Source organism: Agromyces sp. P1_H4 (genome assembly GCF_056405255.1).
On record NZ_JBFUCL010000051.1, the window covers coordinates 1 to 14,849 of the forward strand.

A 14,849-nucleotide genomic window follows, 5' to 3' on the forward strand; every position below is an offset into this window, starting at 1 on the left:
GCTTCGTCGGACGACGGGCCGATGCCTCGCCGGCGACGGCCCCGTCGAGGTCGTCGGCCTCGAAGCCCACCGCCTGGATGCCGCGGACGAGCCGTCCGGTCGCGAGCGCCTCCCCCGCGCGCTCGTCGACGGTGGCCGCGATGAGCGACTGCTCCACCTCGTCGAGCACGGCCCGCGAGGGCGGGCGGCCGGCGTCCTCCGCGATCCTCGTCGCCTCGTGCAGCAGGCCCGACACGAGCTTGCGGCGCTCCGAGCCGATGCCGGTGAGCGCCCGGCCGTCACCCGCCGACTGCGCCTCGCGCAGGTCCTGGCCGAGGTCGAGCAGCTCGTCGATGCCGTCGGGCTGCTCGCGCACCAGCCGGTTGACGATCCACGCCGCCGGCGATGGCTTGCGCAGCTCGCCGATGCGTTGCGCGAGCTCGCGGTCGTCGGGCTTGACCGCCTTCGCGCGGGCGTTGCGGGCCGACGTGAACTCCTCGGGCACGACCCCGTAGAGCTCGTCGGCCTCGGTGGTGAGCGCGTCGGTCGGCATGGGCGTCACCCGCGCATCGTGAAGCTCACGAGCAGCACGGCCTGGCTGAGGAACACGAACGCGCCGACGATGATCGCCGCGAGCGACACCCACGATGGGCCGGTGGCCGGATCGCGCTTGAACTGGCGGCGGCCGATCACGCCGAGGACGATGCCCCCGGCCGCGGCGACGAGCGCCGGCACGGCCGGCAGCAGGAACGACCCCGCCGAGAGCACGACGCCGATGATCGCGTACAGCGAGGTGCGCCGCCGGGCGACGCCGCTGCCGCCCGTGCCGGGGGCTCCTGAGCTCATCGGCCGTTCACCTTCTCGATCCGCATCACGAGCACGACCCGGTCGGCCTTGTCGGCCGGCGGCTCGGGGTCGGTCTCGCCGTACCGCTTCGCGAGGTGCACGTAGAAGGCACCCTCGGGGTCGGGCACGGTCTCGGCGAGCCGGCCGCGCACCTCGACGTACTTGAGCGGGTTCTCGGGGTCGAGCGCCTCGAGCGTCATGTGCGGATCGTGCTGCAGGTTGCGGTACTTCGCCCGCGTGGTGGTGTGCGTGAAGCGGATGACGCCGGCGTCGGCGTCGAGCTCGAACCACATCGGGTTCACCTGGATCCCTCCGTGACGACGCACGGTGGCGAGGTGGCCGAAGACCGGTGCGGTGAGGATGCGGACGAAGTGATCGGAGAGCTCGGCGGTCATGCCTCCAGTCAACCGCACACGGGCGCACCGCGGCATCCGTCGACGACCGCGAAGCGCCGCACGCGGCGACACGCCGGGGACGACCCACCTGTCCCCCGGGCTGGGGGCGCGGCATCCGATGGCCTGTGGTAGTCCTGTCGTGTTGATGGCGAGCGGGCCGGGGGGCCCGCGAGTGCGGGGGGCACCATGCGACGATCGCGACTACTCGGCGTGCTGCTGATGGCACCGCTGCTGGCCCTGCCACTGGTGGTCGCGTCGCCGGCGGCGGCCGCGCCCGACGTGGAGGTACGGGTCACGCTCGAGCGGATCCGGCTGACCGGCGGCGACGACGGATGCGGCGACCCCGACTGGTACGCCAAGGTCACCATCGACGGCCAGACGTTCAACAACGAGGACACGCCCTCGCAGGACGCCGAGGAGGGCGATCCCGACATCACGCCGAACTGGGAGTTCTCGCGCACGGTCGACACGGCCGCGCTCGCGACGCCCGGGCAGGTGCCCCTCTCGATCGAGATCTGGGAGGAGGACGGCGGGTTCTGCTTCGGCGACGACCTCTTCGACGCGTCGCAGTCGGCCGGTTCGGCCATCGCCGGCTCCGCCACCGTGGCGCCCTGCAGCGTCGGCCTCGACGGGCAGACCCTGCTCTGCGGCGCGAGCGGCATCTTCGCCGGTACCGGCGGCGACCGGGTCGAGGTCACCATGCGAGTGGAGGTCGACGAGCCCGCGAGCGCGCCGGGCCAGCGCATCCGCTGCATGCACACGCCCGCATGGCCGCAGGCCGGCGAGACCGTGACGATCACCGCGACCTCGCTCGACGGCGCGCTCCAGCCGCTCATCGCCGACGACCTCGAGATCTGGTTCCAGCCCGACACCGCCGACGTCACGACGCGCACGAAGGCGGTCGACACCTCGGGCGTGGCATCCGCGACGTTCACCTTCACCGCCTCGCCCGACCCGGGCGCCGACGACTTCGACTTCGCCTACGGATGCCGCATGGCGAAGGGCGGCACGCCGATCTTCAGCGGCTGGCGACGGGCGACCGAGGGCGACCCTGGCACGTCGAGCTTCCCGATCGTGTACACCGGTCCGAGCGCGAGCCGACTCGACATCGTGTTCATCGCCGACGTCGACACGTACCCCTTCGGGCCGGATGCCCCGTTCAACGCCATGTTCGTCCAGGACATCGCCCAGGTCGTGAACACCTCGTACTACGGCTTCGATCCGTTCCTCACGAACCAGGACAAGTTCAACTTCTGGGTGGTGCTGAACCAGGGCAGGGCGGATGACGCGAACGACGGCAGCTGCGATCACGACCTGCCACCAGGGTGGGACGAGGACTTCGCCTTCGCGGATGCCGGGGCCATCCTGCACCGCAAGTCGCAACGCGACTGCGCACTGCGCGGGGACCGTATCTTCTCGGGCACGCTCGATACGACCTACCGCAGCGACGCGTTCCAGGTGGTGACCCACGAGACGGGGCACCAGCCGTTCGGCCTCGCCGACGAGTACTGCGACCAGCGTCCGGGCTCGGCGAGCACGACGTGCGACGGCGGCTACTTCGAGCAGGACGACGCACCGAACATCTACGAGGAACCCGAGGACTGCGTCGACGACCTCGGGGCGTTCCCGGGTCGACCCGAGTCTGCATGCCAGGAGTTCACGGAGGACAACTTCTGGTTCTTCGACACCGACTACACGGTGTCCGACCCGGTGTCGAACGACCTGATGGTCGACAACGGACTGGCCCAGCCGTCGGACATCAGGCGGATGGACTTCATCTTCGGGCACTGCCAGGCTGCGGGATGCTGAGGCGCGACATGCAACGGAAGCACATGACGTACTGGGGGCTGGGGGTCGCCGCGGCGACGCTCGCCATCGTGGCCCTGCCGTTGACGACGGTGCAGGCCGACACCACCGAGGACCCCGGCACGGCCGCCCTGCCGGTGATCGTGGATGCCGCGACCGACCCCGCGAAGGCCGTGGTCGTGCGGCTCGACTTCGCCTCGCGCACCGAGACGAGCGTCGCGAGCGTGGCCGTGTCGATCCAGCGGGCGCACTCGCACATCGGCGACCCGCCGCTGCTGCGCCTGACGACGGCGGACGCCGACGGCGTGCCCATCGAGGTCATGAACGCGTGGAGCCCGCTCTGGGTGTTCACGAACGACGGCCAGGAGCGCCTCGAGATCCAGGACAGCGGCTCAGGCAGCTTCGTCGTGCCGTTCGCGGCGAACCTCGCGAGCCTCACCGTCGAGGACATCGAGCTCGGCCAGACCGTGGCCGACGTCGACCTCGAGGGGCCGATCCAGGACTTCTGCGCCGCGAACCCCGCCGACCCCGACTGCCTCGAGGCCGACCTCGGCGTCGACTCGGTGTCGCCGACGGGACCGCTGTTCGCCCTCATGGGCGCCGCGGTCGACATCCCCGTGGCGAGCGTGGTGAGCAACGCCGGCCCCGACGGCCCGATCGACGCGGAGGTCACGCGATCGGTCGTCGCCGACCCGGGCCTGACCGTCGTGCCGTCGGCCGCGGAGACGGTCGACGTGCCCGCGCTGGCCGTCGGCAGCCCGCAGTCGCTCGAGAAGACCTACGCGGTCACGTGCACCGCGCCGGGCGTGCACTCGGTGTCGTTCACCACGACGATCGAGCCGAAGCTCGCCTCGGTCGTCGATGCGAACCCCGCGAACGACTCGCTCACTGAGGCGTTCGAGGTCGACTGCGCGGTGCCCGTCACCATCAACATCCAGCCCGGCAGTACCACGAACCCGGTGAAGCTCAACTCGGGCGTGCTGCCGCTGGCGGTGCTCACGACGAGCGCCGGCGAGTACGGCAACCCGGTGGCGTTCGATGCGACCACGATCGACCCGCTCAGCGTGAAGTTCGGGTCGGAGGCCGTGCTGCTCGGCGGCGGTGGCGGCACGGAAAGCCATCGCAAGGGGCATCCGGAGCGATCGCTCGAACTCGATGAGCGCACGCGCGATGCCGACCTCGACCTCGTGCTGCACTTCGGGCCGCGCACCGGGGTGCTCACCCCGAGCGACACCGAGGGGTGCGTGTTCGGGCGCTTCGACGGGCCGACCGGTTCGACGGCATTCTTCGGGTGCGACGTCGTGCACGTGAAGTGACCACCCTCGTTCGCTGACTCGCTTCCGTGCCGTGCGGCGCGGCGGATCGTGGTCATGGCATGTCTCCGCCACCACCTGCGCGCCACCTCGTGACAGCGTCGTGTCAAGCCACGAACGTGCACGAGAGGTTCATCCATGCCACCACGCAGCCAATCATCCGCCGTCCGACGTCGCCGCGGCATCGCCGTCGCCGCAGCCCTCAGCGGCTTCGCGATCGGGGCCGCGGGCATCGGCACCGCGATTCCCGCGGTCGCCGGCCCGAGCGACGGGAACGGGGGTTCCGGCGGTGCCGGGGCGACCACGGCCGCCGCCGCCCCGACCGGCGAGCACCACGTGACGCTGATCACCGGCGATCGCGTCACCGTCACCGAGCTCGCCGACGGCCGGCAGACGGTCGAGATCGACCCTGCGGTCGAGGGTGGCGGCGTCCAGACGGTGCAGGTCGGCGACGATCTCATCGTGCTCCCCCAGCAGGCGATGCCCTACCTCGCCTCGGGTGCGCTCGACCGCGACCTCCTCAACGTGTCGAAGCTCATCGAGTTCGGGTACGACGACGCCTCCGTCGCTGCCACCCCCGTGATCCTCGAACTCGCCGACGGGCCTGTTGCCATGAGCGCCGAGCCGCTGCCCGGCGTCGAGGTCGGCACGGCACTGCCGAGCATCGACGCGGCCGCCGCGGTGGCCGACCACGCCTCTGCCGCCTCGACGTGGGCTGCGCTGACGGATGCCCCGGCCGCCCCCGGCCTGTTCTCGGCCGAGCCCGGCGCGAAGACCTTCGGCGGGGGCATCGAGGCGATCCACCTCGACGGCAAGGTGCAGGCGACCCTCGACAGCTCCGTGCCGTGGATCGGCGCCCCCGAGGCGTGGGAGGCCGGGTACACCGGCGCCGGCGTCACCGTGGCCGTGCTCGACTCGGGCATCGACGACACCCACCCCGACCTTGCCGGGCGCATCCTGCCCGACTCGTCGAGCTTCGTCCCCGGTGAGGACGTCCTGACCGACACGCACGGGCACGGCACGCACGTCGCCTCGACGATCGCCGGCACCGGTGCGGCGAGCGGCGGCGCGAACCGCGGCGTCGCCGACGGTGCCAACCTGCTAGTCGGCAAGGTGCTCAGCGCCGACGGCTACGGACAGGACTCCTGGGTCATCTCGGGGATGGAATGGGCAGCGGCGCACGCCCCCATCGTGTCGATGAGCCTCGGTTCGTCCCAGGCGTCCGACGGCGAGGACCTCATGGCCGAGGCGCTGAACGGCATCTCCGAGCAGACGGGCGCCCTCTTCGTGGTCGCCGCCGGCAACGCGGGTGCCCCCGAGACCATCGGCACGCCCGGCTCGGCGGCGAGCGCGCTCACCGTCGGCTCCGTCGACGACCCCAGCGGCGCACTCTCGTACTTCTCGAGCCAGGGCCCGCTCACCCGTTCGGGCGCGCTGAAGCCCGACCTCTCGGGTCCGGGCAACGACATCACCGCTGCCCGCTCCGCGGACAGCGACGGCGAGGGCGCCTACCTCAGCATGAGCGGCACCTCCATGGCCACGCCGCACGTCGCCGGCGCCGCCGCGATCCTCAAGCAGCAGCATCCCGAGTACACCGCGGCCCAGCTGCGCGCCGCGCTCACGAGCACGGCCACCGACACCGGCATGACGCCCTACCAGGGCGGGTCGGGCGTGGTGAACGTGGCCGCCGCCGTCGAGTCCGAGCTCGTGGCCTCGGGCTCGGGTGACTTCGGCATGCTCACGTGGGGCGAGGACCCCGAGCTGGTCGTCCGCACCATCGAGTACACCAACCGCGGCGACGCCGAGCTGACGGTCTCGCTCGAGGCGTCCCTGGTCGACACGACCCCCGGCGTCGGTGGCGGTGAAGAGGGGCCCGGCCCGTTGTCGGTGCGCGAGGCATCCGAGGTGCTCACGATGGACGCGGACGCCCTGACGATTCCCGCGGGCGAGACCCGAACCGTGACGCTCACCGCCGACCCTGCCGCGGTGCCGGCCGGCGTGCAGCTGTCGGGCATGCTCGTGGCCTCGGTCGACGGCGAGCCCGTCACGCGCACCGCGCTCGGCATCATCGCCGAGTCGGAGCGCTACGACCTCGAGGTCACCGCCACCGGCCTCGACGGCGAGCCGACGCAGGCCGCCGGCTGGATCTGGAACGCCGCGACCGAGTGGTACGACTACGTGCAGGTCGACGGCAGCACCACGCTGCGGCTTCCGGCCGGCGACTACTCGCTGATGTCGTACATGGACGTCGCGCCCACGGCAGACACGCAGGGGGTCGCGCTCGTCGGCGACCCGCACTTCGCACTCGACGGCTCGGGCACGAGCGTCGCATTCGACGCCCGAACCGCGAAGCCGGTCAGCGTCGATGTCGGCGAGCGCGGTCTCGAGACCATGGTGATGCGCATGGACTACCTCGTCGACGGCTTCGGAGGYGGCCTGGTCGCCCCGGTGTGGGTCGACCAGCTGTACGCGCAGCCGCAGGACGCCTCGGATGCCGACTCGTTCAGCTTCACGAACCGCTGGCGCCTGCAGCACCCCAACCTGGTGCTGAAGTGGGGCAAGCAGGTGCTCGACACGACGACCGCGCCGGGTGCGACGATGCTCGACCGCGAGGTCAAGGGCAGCGCCGTGGCCGTCGGCACCGGCTCTGCTGCGGAGTTCGCGGCGGCCGACGTGCGCGGCAAGGTGGCCGTGGCGCTCCGCTCCGACGCGGTCGCGCCGCCCGAGCGTGCGGCGAACGCCGCCGCGGCGGGTGCTGCGCTCCTCGTCGTCGTCAACGACGGCGACGCCGAGTTCAACGAGTGGGTCGGCGCCGACGACGGCACGCGCGCACCCGTCGCCGTCGCCACGGTGAGCGGCCTGCAGGGTCGCCCGCTCCTCGACGCGCTCGCTTCGAAGAAGGTCTCGCTGACGGCGACGGGCAACGCGAACTCCGAGGAGATCTGGGACATCCTGCGCTACAGCCGGGATGAGGTGCCAGCCGACCTGGACTACCGCCCGACCGACCTCGCACGTATCGACACCACGTACCACGGCCGCGAGGGCGACCTCGTGGGCGAGTACCGGTACGACTTCACCCCCGACCAGCTCTCGGGCGTCGGCTACCCGCTGCGCGCGGCCCGTGGGGTGACGCGCACCGAATGGGTGAGCACCACCGACGTGAGCTGGAACCAGGGCGTGTTCCTGGTCGACGGGACGTGGGGCATCCGTGACGTCAGGCGAACGTTCGAGGCCGGCTCGGTCAACGAGACCAGCTACTTCGGCCCCATCGTGCGCCCGTACGTCGGCCAGGGCTTCTGGGCCCCGAACCGCCAGGGCGACTTCGTGCAGGTCAACGTTCCCTCGTGGGCCGACGGCGGCCAGCCCGAGCACACCGGCTCGTTCGACACGTGGGCCGAGATTCCGGGGCTCGTGCAGCACTCGGAGCTCTACCTGGACGGCGACCTGGTGAAGACCTCGGAGTACCAGGGCCTGAACTACTTCGGGCTGCCCGACGGCGACAGCGAGTTGCGCATCGTGAACGTCGCCGAGCACGACGGCACGTGGCTCGACTCGTCGACCTCGACGACGACGGAGTGGACGGTCACGTCGACCGGCGCGGCCGACGACTACGCGGCCCGACTGCTGCCGATGATCCAGGCGACGTACGACCTCGAGGTCAGCGAGGCCGGCACCGTCGGCGACGACCGCAAGAAGGGCACGAAGGTGCCGCTCGGATTCGCACTCGGGCACGTGTCGGGTGCCGATCACAGCGGCATGGTGACGGATGCCACGCTCGAGGTGCGCCTGCCCGGCGGCGACTGGAACCCGGTCTCCACGAAGCTGGTCTCGGCCGTCGACGACGGCCCCGGCGACCCGATCACGAGCCTGTTCCCGAAAGGCCGCGCCTACGTCGCCTCGTACGAGGCGAGCGTGGCCGTGCCCGATGCGGGCGGGTGGGTCGACCTGCGGGTGACGGCGAAGGATGCCGCGGGCAACACGTTCAGCCAGGAGATCGAGCGCGCCTTCGAGGCCGCCCCCGCCAAGGGCGGCGGYCACGGCGGCCCGGGCGGTCGGCCGTGATCAGCTGACCGACGGCGTGGGCCACGCCGGGGACGAGCGCGGCCCACGCACCACGACGGCCCGGGCGATCGGAGAATGTCGCCCGGGCCGTCGTTCGTGTCTCGTCCGCTTCGGCTCAGTGGAAGACGGAACGCGCCGTCACCGTCACCTCGATCGGCACGGTGAGGGGCACGAGCTCGGTGGAGAGCGGCGTGTGCCAGACGGAGCGGAGCGTGACCGTCGCGGTTCGGCCGTCGTCGGAGGCCGCGCGCACGAGCTCGACGTCGTCGAGGTCGGTCGCGGCCGCACCGAGGTATTCGGCCGCTGCGCGGTGCACGTCGGCATCTCGCAGGTCGAACTCCAGGCGATCGCCGTCGATGCGAACCGACTCGAGCGGCCACGCTTCGGCGCCCGCGAGGGCGGCCCCATCGGCCACCGTGAAGAGTCGCTTGCGTTCGAGGTAGAGGGTCGTCGCGGAGGCCACGACCATGACGATGGTGAGTCCGAGGAAGCAGTAGAAGATGGTGAGCAGGAGGGTCGAGCCCTGCTCGTCGCTCCGTCGCTCGCCGACCACTCGCTCGCGGGCGATTCGGTCGCCGAGCCGGAGTCGAGGACTCGCTGTCATTGCGGCCGTCCCGCGAAGCGCGACACCGTCTGCGTGGCACTCGCTTCGATCGGCACACTGCCGATCGCGCTGAGGGTCAGGACGTCGGGCACGAGCGGCAGGTCGACGCGAGCGCGAACGGCGACGTTCACGTGGGCGCCCGCGTCGGTGCAGTCCGCGCGGTCGCAGGTCACGGATACAGACGCGGCGTCGGCGTCGATGCCGTAGTCGTCGAGCGTCACGCGCACCGCGCGCTCCACCGCGGCATCCGATGCGCCGTTGTCACTGCCGAGCACCGCGACCCGCGCCGCCTGACGCGCTGCCCCCTCGACGCCGAGCGCCCCGGCCTGGATGGTCGCGACGGCGAGGACCAAGTAGACCAACGGCACCAGCAGCAGCATCCCGACGGTGAGGAATTCGAGCGATGCCGTGCCCTCGTCCCGACGGAGTCGGTCAATCCAGGGTCTCGACAGCCGCATGGCCTGATACCTCCAACCCCTGCTGGACGCCCAGGAGCCCGATGACGGGCAGGGTGGTGCGCACGGTGACCTCGATCGCCGGCACGCCCGCGATCGAGGTCGTACCCGCCGTCACGTCCTGCCCGTAGTCGGCGGAGATCGCGGAGGCGATGAGGTCTCGGGTGCGCGCGATCCCGTCGCTCGGCGACGACCCCGCCAGTGCCGCGTATCGAGCTCCCTCGGCCGCCGCGTCGAGCACCGTGTTGCGCACGTGCAGCGCCAGGGCGAGCTGGACCACCGCGAGCGCGAGCACCGTGAGCAGGACGCCGATGAGCGTGAACTCGGCGACGGCTGAGCCGCGCTCGTTCGCGAGCCCGTGCGCGAGCCCGCGGCCGCGGCGGAGCACGCCGGACATGCCGGACCGCTGTCGCCGATGGGGCGCTCCTAGAACCCCGTCACGCGACCGATCGCCTGGTCGAAGACCCCGCTGAGGGCCGGACCGGCCAGGCCCCAGATCACGATCACCAGCCCGGCCGTCATGAGTGTGATCAGCACCCAGCCTGGTACGTCGCCCCGCTCGTCGCGCAGTCGTTCGAGCAGCCGTTCTCGCATGGTCGTTCCTTTCGTGGGCGCGGTCGCGGCGGCGCGCGCGTGGTGTGGTGGGGTGTCGCATCAGAACCCGGTCTGCAGCACGAGGTAGCCGGGGAACAGCGCGAAGGCCACCGTGACGGGCAGGATCAGGAAGATCAGCGGAACGAGCATCGCGATCTCCTTGCGGCCCGCCAGCTCGATGATGGTGCGCTTCGCCTCCTCGCGGGCGTCGCCCGCCTGCGACCGCAGGACGGCGGCGAGGGGCGCACCGCGCTCGAGAGCGCCGAGGACCTGATCGAGGGCTCGTGAGAGCGCCGGGTGGTCGAGGCCGTCGCGGAGTTCCGCGAGCGCGAGGCTGAGTGGGACGCCGGTGCCGACCGCGGACACCACGCGCGCGAACTCGCTCGGCAGTTCGCCGCGGCCGGCGGCGGCGATCCGMCGGATCGCGTCGAGCATGCCCTCGCCCGCCGTGAGGCTGAGCGTCAGGAACTCGAGCACGGTGGGCAGCTCGGCCGAGACCCGCGCGAGCCGACGACGAGCGCGACGCTGCAGCATCCAGTCGCGCAGCGCGGCACCGAGTGCCGCGCCGATCACCGGCATGGCGACGCGCACGATCGCGGGCAGGGCGGTGAACGTGGGAGCGGCGATCGCGMGCGCCGCGCCCGCGACGAATGCGCCGGCCGCCCAGGCGAGCTGCTCGCCCCGGAACCGCTCGACGGAGGCGGTGGAGCCCGCCTGGCGCAGCCGCTTCGCGATCACCTCGTTGCCGCCGAGCCATTCCGTGGCGATGGCCCTGGCTCGGTGCGCGAGCGGCGCGACGACGACGCCGAGCACGGGTGCCGGCCCCGCCGGACGCTGCGCCAGCATCGCTCGCGCCTCGGCGGACAGGTCGGCCACGTACGGGGCGACGCGTTCCACGAGACGCGGCCGCCCGAGCCTCGGAACCGTCGAGACGATCAGCCACAGCCCGAGCCCGAGGATCGCGCCGAGGACGAGCCCCATCGGCGAGATCGCATTCAGCGAAGCCATCGGCGCTCCTCGGGTAGGCGACCGAGTGCGACCATCAGCCGATACGCCACGATCGTCACGACGACGCCGACGATGATCAGGGTCGACCCGGCCGCCGAGTCGTACGCGACGAGGGTCTCGTGGCGAGACGCCAGCACGACGAGGAGCAGCCAGGGTGCGGCCACGCCGAGGCGCGCGGCGTTGCGGATCCACGACTGTCGGGCGATGACCTCGGCGCGGAGTGCCGCGTCTTCCCGGAGGTAGCCCGAGAGCCCGCGCAGCACGGCCGTGACGTCGCTGCCGCCAACCTCCCGCGCCATGCGGAGGGTCTCGAGCAGCCGGTCGGCGACGGGATCGGCCAGCGTCGCCTTGAGCTGGTCGAGGGAGAGCACGAAGTTGCCGGTGCGCTCGTAGTGCGCGGCGAACTCGCCGAACGCGCGCCGGGTGGGCGCCGGGCCGAGTTCTGCGAGCGCGGCGACGCTCTCGGGAAGCGACATGCCCGCGCGAACTGACGCCACGAGGTGGTCGACCACGTCGGGCCACACCGCCCGGTTCGCCGCACGTCGCCGAGAGGCGCGCCCGCGCACGGCGAGCGGGACGAGTGCGGCGCCGAGCACCGCGGCGACGGCGGTGAGCACGGGTATCTGGAACACCGCCTGCGCGATCGCGCCGAGGATGATCGCGAGGATGGCGCACACGGCAACGACCGCCGCCAGGGGAACCCCGCCGAGCCCGGCGAGGGCGAGGTCGTCGTGGATGCCGCGGAACGCCGGTGACGGTGGGCCATCGGTGCCCCGGCGCGCGGGCCACAGCAGTGGCGACACCGCCAGCAGCACGCCCAGCCCGAGGAGTCCGCCGAGGATGAGGCTCATCCTGTCGCTCCGCCGAGCACCAGCGCGGGATCGAGCCCGACTGCGACGAACTTCTCGAGGCGCGCGGGCCGGGCGCCGGTCGGCACGAGGGTATCGCCGCTGCGGAGGAAGATGGGGTCCATGTCGACCGCGGCATCCGTCGTCGCGCCGGTGGGGGCGGCGATCTCGAGCACGCGCCGCACGCCGTCGCGGTCGATGCCGAGATGCACGACGAGGTCGATGCAGCTCGCGACGGTGGGGACCACGAACGACGAGTCGATGTTGCGCCCCGCGAGCAGCGGTAGCGTGCACAGCTTCACGAGGGCGTCGCGGGCGGAGTTGGCATGGATCGTGCACATGCCGGGCAGCCCTGAGTTGAGCGCGATGAGCAGGTCGAGGCTCTCGGCCTCGCGCACCTCGCCGACCACGATCCGGTCGGGTCGCATGCGCAGGGCCTCCTTGATGAGGCGCCGGAGCGTGATCTCGCCCGTGCCCTCGAGGTTGGGCTGGCGGCACTGCATCGACACGAGGTCACGCACGTCGAGGTCGAGCTCGAACGTCTCCTCGACGGTGACGACCCGGTCGCCGACCCGCGCCGCCGACATGAGTGCGTTGAGCAGCGTCGTCTTGCCGGTGTGCGTCGCCCCGGACACGAGGATGTTCGCGCCGGCGAGCACGTTCATGCGCAGGAACTCCGCGGCCTGCAGCGGCAGCGAGCCGAGTTCGACGAGCTGCGCCAGCGAGCGGATGCTGCGCCGGAACTTGCGGATGTTCACCGCCCAGTGAGCGCGTGCGACATCGGGGATCGCCACGTGCAGGCGAGAGCCGTCGGGCAGCGACGCGTCGACGAAGGGCGACGACAGGTCGACGCGCCGGCCCGAGTGCTGCAGCATCCGCTCGACGMGCTCGCGCACCTCGCGGTCGGAGAGCACCACCGTCGTCAGCTCGGCGACTCCGTCGCGTGCGACGAACACGCGGGTGGGCGCGTTGATCCAGATCTCCTCGACCGTGGGGTCGTCGAAGAACGGCTGCAGCGGCCCGTAGCCCGTGATCGAGGCGACGACGTCGCGGGCCGTGCCGGCCTCGTCGCCGAGCTGCGCGTGCGCGCCCGCCAGCGCCCGCTCGCTGTAGCGGCGCACCTCCTCGTTCGCGTAGCGCGCCGCGACGCTGCCGTCGGTGGCGAGGTCGACGCCCTCGCGGAGGACCCTGGTGCGCACGCGGTCGGCGATGGTGCGCACGGGGTCGGTCATGCGTCCATGATGCGGGGCGGCGGATGACGCGCCCCGAACTTATCCACAGCGCGCGACGCCTGACGGATGGCGCACGCACGTCACGGGATGGATCTCATGCGCGGCGAGGTCCGTTCGGTTCGCCGTCGCAGACTCAGTCGCCCAGGAAGAGGGCGATGTCCTCGCAGAAATCGCGATCGAGGGTGTCGATACGGCCGTGCGCCACGAAGTCCTCCGCGACCCCGAGGAACACGTCATCATCGGGATTCGACAGCGTGTCGTTGTAGTCGACGAGGATCGCGCCCGAGTTGATCCCGGAGTCGTGGAACAGGAGTTCCCCATCGAGCCAGGCCGTCGACTTGAACGACTCCTTGACCCAGATGGTGAGCGTTCCATCGCCATTGTCGACGATCCTGTGATCGCGGCCGTTCCCCTGTGCTTCGACCACGAAGGTCTTCCCATTCGCCGTGTACGTCGCGACCGACTTGTACACGCTTGCGAAGCGCAGGATGCCGTCCTCCTCCGTGGTGACGCGGTCGATGCCACTCCCTTCCCAGCTCTCGGCGACCTCGAAGTCGACGACGTCGGGATCGCACCACTCCTCTTCACCGACCAAGTGGACGGTCTCGTAGGAGTCCTCCCAGGGAATGACCTCCACCGGACCGGCATACGCGGGTGATGCGAGCGTCGTCGTCAGCAGGAGGCCGGCGGCGACCCCTCCGATGAGCGTTGAGCGGTTCATGTCGGGTTCCCTGTCTCGCGTGCCCAGAAGTGAGGATTTCTCGCTGCCCGAAGGCTACCCGCGCGACGTCGGTGCGGGCACCCCCAGTTTGCAAGGGCCTACGCGTGCGTCATCCATTACTGATTCACATCCTGTAGTTGATCTGATACAGTACTCGACATGATGCAAGACATTGCCGACAGTGAGGCGTTCACCGCCGACCTGCTCCGCGGTCACACCGACACGATCGTGCTCGGCGTGCTGCGACGACACGACAGCTACGGCTTCGAGATCTACAAGTCCATCCGCGAGGCCACCGGCGGCGCCTACGAGATCAAGGAGGCGACGCTCTACGCGAGCTACCGCCGGCTCGTGCGCGACGGGCTGGCCGAGGCCTACTGGGGCGACGAGTCGCAGGGCGGCCGCCGCAAGTACTACCGCATCACCGATGCGGGCCGCGCCGCCTTCCGCTCGAACGTGGCGAACTGGGTCGCCACGCGCGGCATCATCGACGACCTCCTGGGCACCGCGCCCACCGCACTGAAAGGCTCCCGCGCATGAACGCGACCGACCCCATCCGCCGCAGCATCGACATCCACCGCCTCCTCGACGAGGCCTTCGCCGGCGTCGAGGTCACGCCCGAGACGCAGGACCTGAAGGAGGAGATCCGCGACAACCTCCTCTTCCGCGTCGCCGAGCTCGAGGCATCGGGCATCGAGCCGTCGGATGCCGCGCGCCGGGCGATCGCCGAACTCGGCGATATCCGCGCCCTCGTCGACGGCGACTCCCCCGCCGAGACGCCTGCGGCCACGCGCACCGAGTCCGCGGCATCCGCTGCCCTGCGCAATCGCGTGCGGCCGAAGCCCGGCTTCGTGGTGCGCACCGTGGTGCTCTCGATCGTCGCCGCCGCGGCGCTCGCGCTGCTCGTGCTCGGCCTGTTCGACGTGCTGACGACGAGCACCGCCGTGCTCGTGACGCTCAGCGTGGTGTTCGGCGTCGCCCTCGGG

The 14,849-nt window shown here is 71.4% G+C and carries 15 protein-coding genes and 1 pseudogene; 5 read left to right on the forward strand and 11 right to left on the reverse strand.

Features of this window, described 5'->3' with window-relative positions; genetic code table 11:
- From AC1DY2_RS05430 to AC1DY2_RS05440, 3 genes and pseudogenes are all read right to left on the reverse strand, one after another.
- Positions 1–541 (reverse strand): annotated as a pseudogene (locus AC1DY2_RS05430) (hypothetical protein); the annotation flags it as partial.
- A complete protein-coding gene (locus AC1DY2_RS05435) occupies positions 538–825 on the reverse strand; it encodes a hypothetical protein (RefSeq protein ID WP_476761489.1) in 288 nt (95 codons plus the stop codon). The gene AC1DY2_RS05435 and the pseudogene AC1DY2_RS05430, both read right to left, overlap by 4 nt.
- Positions 822–1,220 (reverse strand): PPOX class F420-dependent oxidoreductase, encoded by a 399-nt coding sequence (locus AC1DY2_RS05440; RefSeq protein ID WP_476761490.1) that lies wholly within the window; start codon positions 1,218–1,220, stop codon positions 822–824. Before AC1DY2_RS05440 ends, AC1DY2_RS05435 begins: the two co-directional genes overlap by 4 nt.
- 186 nt (positions 1,221–1,406) lie before the next feature.
- On the opposite strand from AC1DY2_RS05440, the gene AC1DY2_RS05445 reads away from it, so the two are divergent.
- The 3 genes from AC1DY2_RS05445 (at position 1,407) to AC1DY2_RS05455 (ending at position 8,401) form a co-directional block, all read left to right on the forward strand.
- A complete protein-coding gene (locus AC1DY2_RS05445) occupies positions 1,407–3,029 on the forward strand; it encodes a hypothetical protein (RefSeq protein WP_476761491.1) in 1,623 nt (540 codons plus the stop codon).
- An 8-nt stretch (positions 3,030–3,037) separates the two neighbouring features.
- Positions 3,038–4,342: a hypothetical protein gene (locus tag AC1DY2_RS05450; protein ID WP_476761492.1), complete on the forward strand. Its 1,305-nt coding sequence runs from the start codon at positions 3,038–3,040 to the stop codon at positions 4,340–4,342.
- Positions 4,343–4,477: 135 nt separating this feature from the next.
- On the forward strand, positions 4,478–8,401 hold the full coding sequence (locus AC1DY2_RS05455; RefSeq protein ID WP_476761493.1) for a S8 family serine peptidase: 3,924 nt from the start codon (positions 4,478–4,480) through the stop codon (positions 8,399–8,401).
- A 115-nt stretch (positions 8,402–8,516) separates the two neighbouring features.
- Here AC1DY2_RS05455 and AC1DY2_RS05460 read toward each other — a convergent pair whose 3' ends face one another.
- The 8 genes from AC1DY2_RS05460 to AC1DY2_RS05495 form a co-directional block, all read right to left on the reverse strand.
- Positions 8,517–9,005 (reverse strand): Tad domain-containing protein, encoded by a 489-nt coding sequence (locus AC1DY2_RS05460; protein WP_476761494.1) that lies wholly within the window; start codon positions 9,003–9,005, stop codon positions 8,517–8,519.
- Entirely contained in the window at positions 9,002–9,463 is a 462-nt protein-coding gene (locus AC1DY2_RS05465) for a hypothetical protein (protein ID WP_476761495.1), read from the reverse strand. Before AC1DY2_RS05465 ends, AC1DY2_RS05460 begins: the two co-directional genes overlap by 4 nt.
- Entirely contained in the window at positions 9,438–9,857 is a 420-nt protein-coding gene (locus AC1DY2_RS05470; RefSeq protein WP_476761496.1) for a TadE/TadG family type IV pilus assembly protein, read from the reverse strand. Before AC1DY2_RS05470 ends, AC1DY2_RS05465 begins: the two co-directional genes overlap by 26 nt.
- Positions 9,858–9,886: 29 nt before the next feature.
- Entirely contained in the window at positions 9,887–10,054 is a 168-nt protein-coding gene (locus AC1DY2_RS05475) for a hypothetical protein (RefSeq protein ID WP_235933983.1), read from the reverse strand.
- A 60-nt stretch (positions 10,055–10,114) separates the two neighbouring features.
- Positions 10,115–11,062 (reverse strand): type II secretion system F family protein, encoded by a 948-nt coding sequence (locus AC1DY2_RS05480; protein WP_476761497.1) that lies wholly within the window; start codon positions 11,060–11,062, stop codon positions 10,115–10,117.
- Positions 11,050–11,913 (reverse strand): type II secretion system F family protein, encoded by an 864-nt coding sequence (locus AC1DY2_RS05485; RefSeq protein WP_476761498.1) that lies wholly within the window; start codon positions 11,911–11,913, stop codon positions 11,050–11,052. The genes AC1DY2_RS05480 and AC1DY2_RS05485 overlap by 13 nt, the downstream gene beginning before the upstream one ends.
- Positions 11,910–13,142 carry a CpaF family protein gene (locus tag AC1DY2_RS05490; protein ID WP_476761499.1) on the reverse strand — a complete coding sequence of 411 codons (1,233 nt, stop codon included), beginning with the start codon at positions 13,140–13,142 and terminating at the stop codon, positions 11,910–11,912. The genes AC1DY2_RS05485 and AC1DY2_RS05490 overlap by 4 nt, the downstream gene beginning before the upstream one ends.
- A gap of 133 nt (positions 13,143–13,275) precedes the next feature.
- Positions 13,276–13,863, reverse strand: a complete 588-nt coding sequence (locus AC1DY2_RS05495; protein WP_476761500.1) for a hypothetical protein — start codon at positions 13,861–13,863, stop codon at positions 13,276–13,278.
- Between the two features lie 159 nt (positions 13,864–14,022).
- Here AC1DY2_RS05495 and AC1DY2_RS05500 point away from each other — a divergent pair, with 159 nt between their 5' ends.
- Together AC1DY2_RS05500 and AC1DY2_RS05505 are read left to right on the forward strand one after the other, a co-directional pair.
- A complete protein-coding gene (locus AC1DY2_RS05500; RefSeq protein ID WP_159600918.1) occupies positions 14,023–14,403 on the forward strand; it encodes a PadR family transcriptional regulator in 381 nt (126 codons plus the stop codon).
- On the forward strand, positions 14,400–14,849 hold a 450-nt coding region (locus AC1DY2_RS05505; RefSeq protein WP_476761501.1), incomplete at its 3' end, for a permease prefix domain 1-containing protein. The genes AC1DY2_RS05500 and AC1DY2_RS05505, both read left to right, overlap by 4 nt.

Coding starts and splice junctions, on each gene's coding strand:
- AC1DY2_RS05435 (WP_476761489.1), bottom strand. CDS start 825: ATGAGCTCAGGAGCCCCCGGCACGGGCGGCAGCGGCGTCGCCCGGCGG.
- AC1DY2_RS05440 (WP_476761490.1), bottom strand. CDS start 1,220: ATGACCGCCGAGCTCTCCGATCACTTCGTCCGCATCCTCACCGCACCG.
- AC1DY2_RS05445 (WP_476761491.1), top strand. CDS start 1,407: ATGCGACGATCGCGACTACTCGGCGTGCTGCTGATGGCACCGCTGCTG.
- AC1DY2_RS05450 (WP_476761492.1), top strand. CDS start 3,038: ATGCAACGGAAGCACATGACGTACTGGGGGCTGGGGGTCGCCGCGGCG.
- AC1DY2_RS05460 (WP_476761494.1), bottom strand. CDS start 9,005: ATGACAGCGAGTCCTCGACTCCGGCTCGGCGACCGAATCGCCCGCGAG.
- AC1DY2_RS05465 (WP_476761495.1), bottom strand. CDS start 9,463: ATGCGGCTGTCGAGACCCTGGATTGACCGACTCCGTCGGGACGAGGGC.
- AC1DY2_RS05470 (WP_476761496.1), bottom strand. CDS start 9,857: ATGTCCGGCGTGCTCCGCCGCGGCCGCGGGCTCGCGCACGGGCTCGCG.
- AC1DY2_RS05475 (WP_235933983.1), bottom strand. CDS start 10,054: ATGCGAGAACGGCTGCTCGAACGACTGCGCGACGAGCGGGGCGACGTA.
- AC1DY2_RS05485 (WP_476761498.1), bottom strand. CDS start 11,913: ATGAGCCTCATCCTCGGCGGACTCCTCGGGCTGGGCGTGCTGCTGGCG.
- AC1DY2_RS05495 (WP_476761500.1), bottom strand. CDS start 13,863: ATGAACCGCTCAACGCTCATCGGAGGGGTCGCCGCCGGCCTCCTGCTG.
- AC1DY2_RS05500 (WP_159600918.1), top strand. CDS start 14,023: ATGATGCAAGACATTGCCGACAGTGAGGCGTTCACCGCCGACCTGCTC.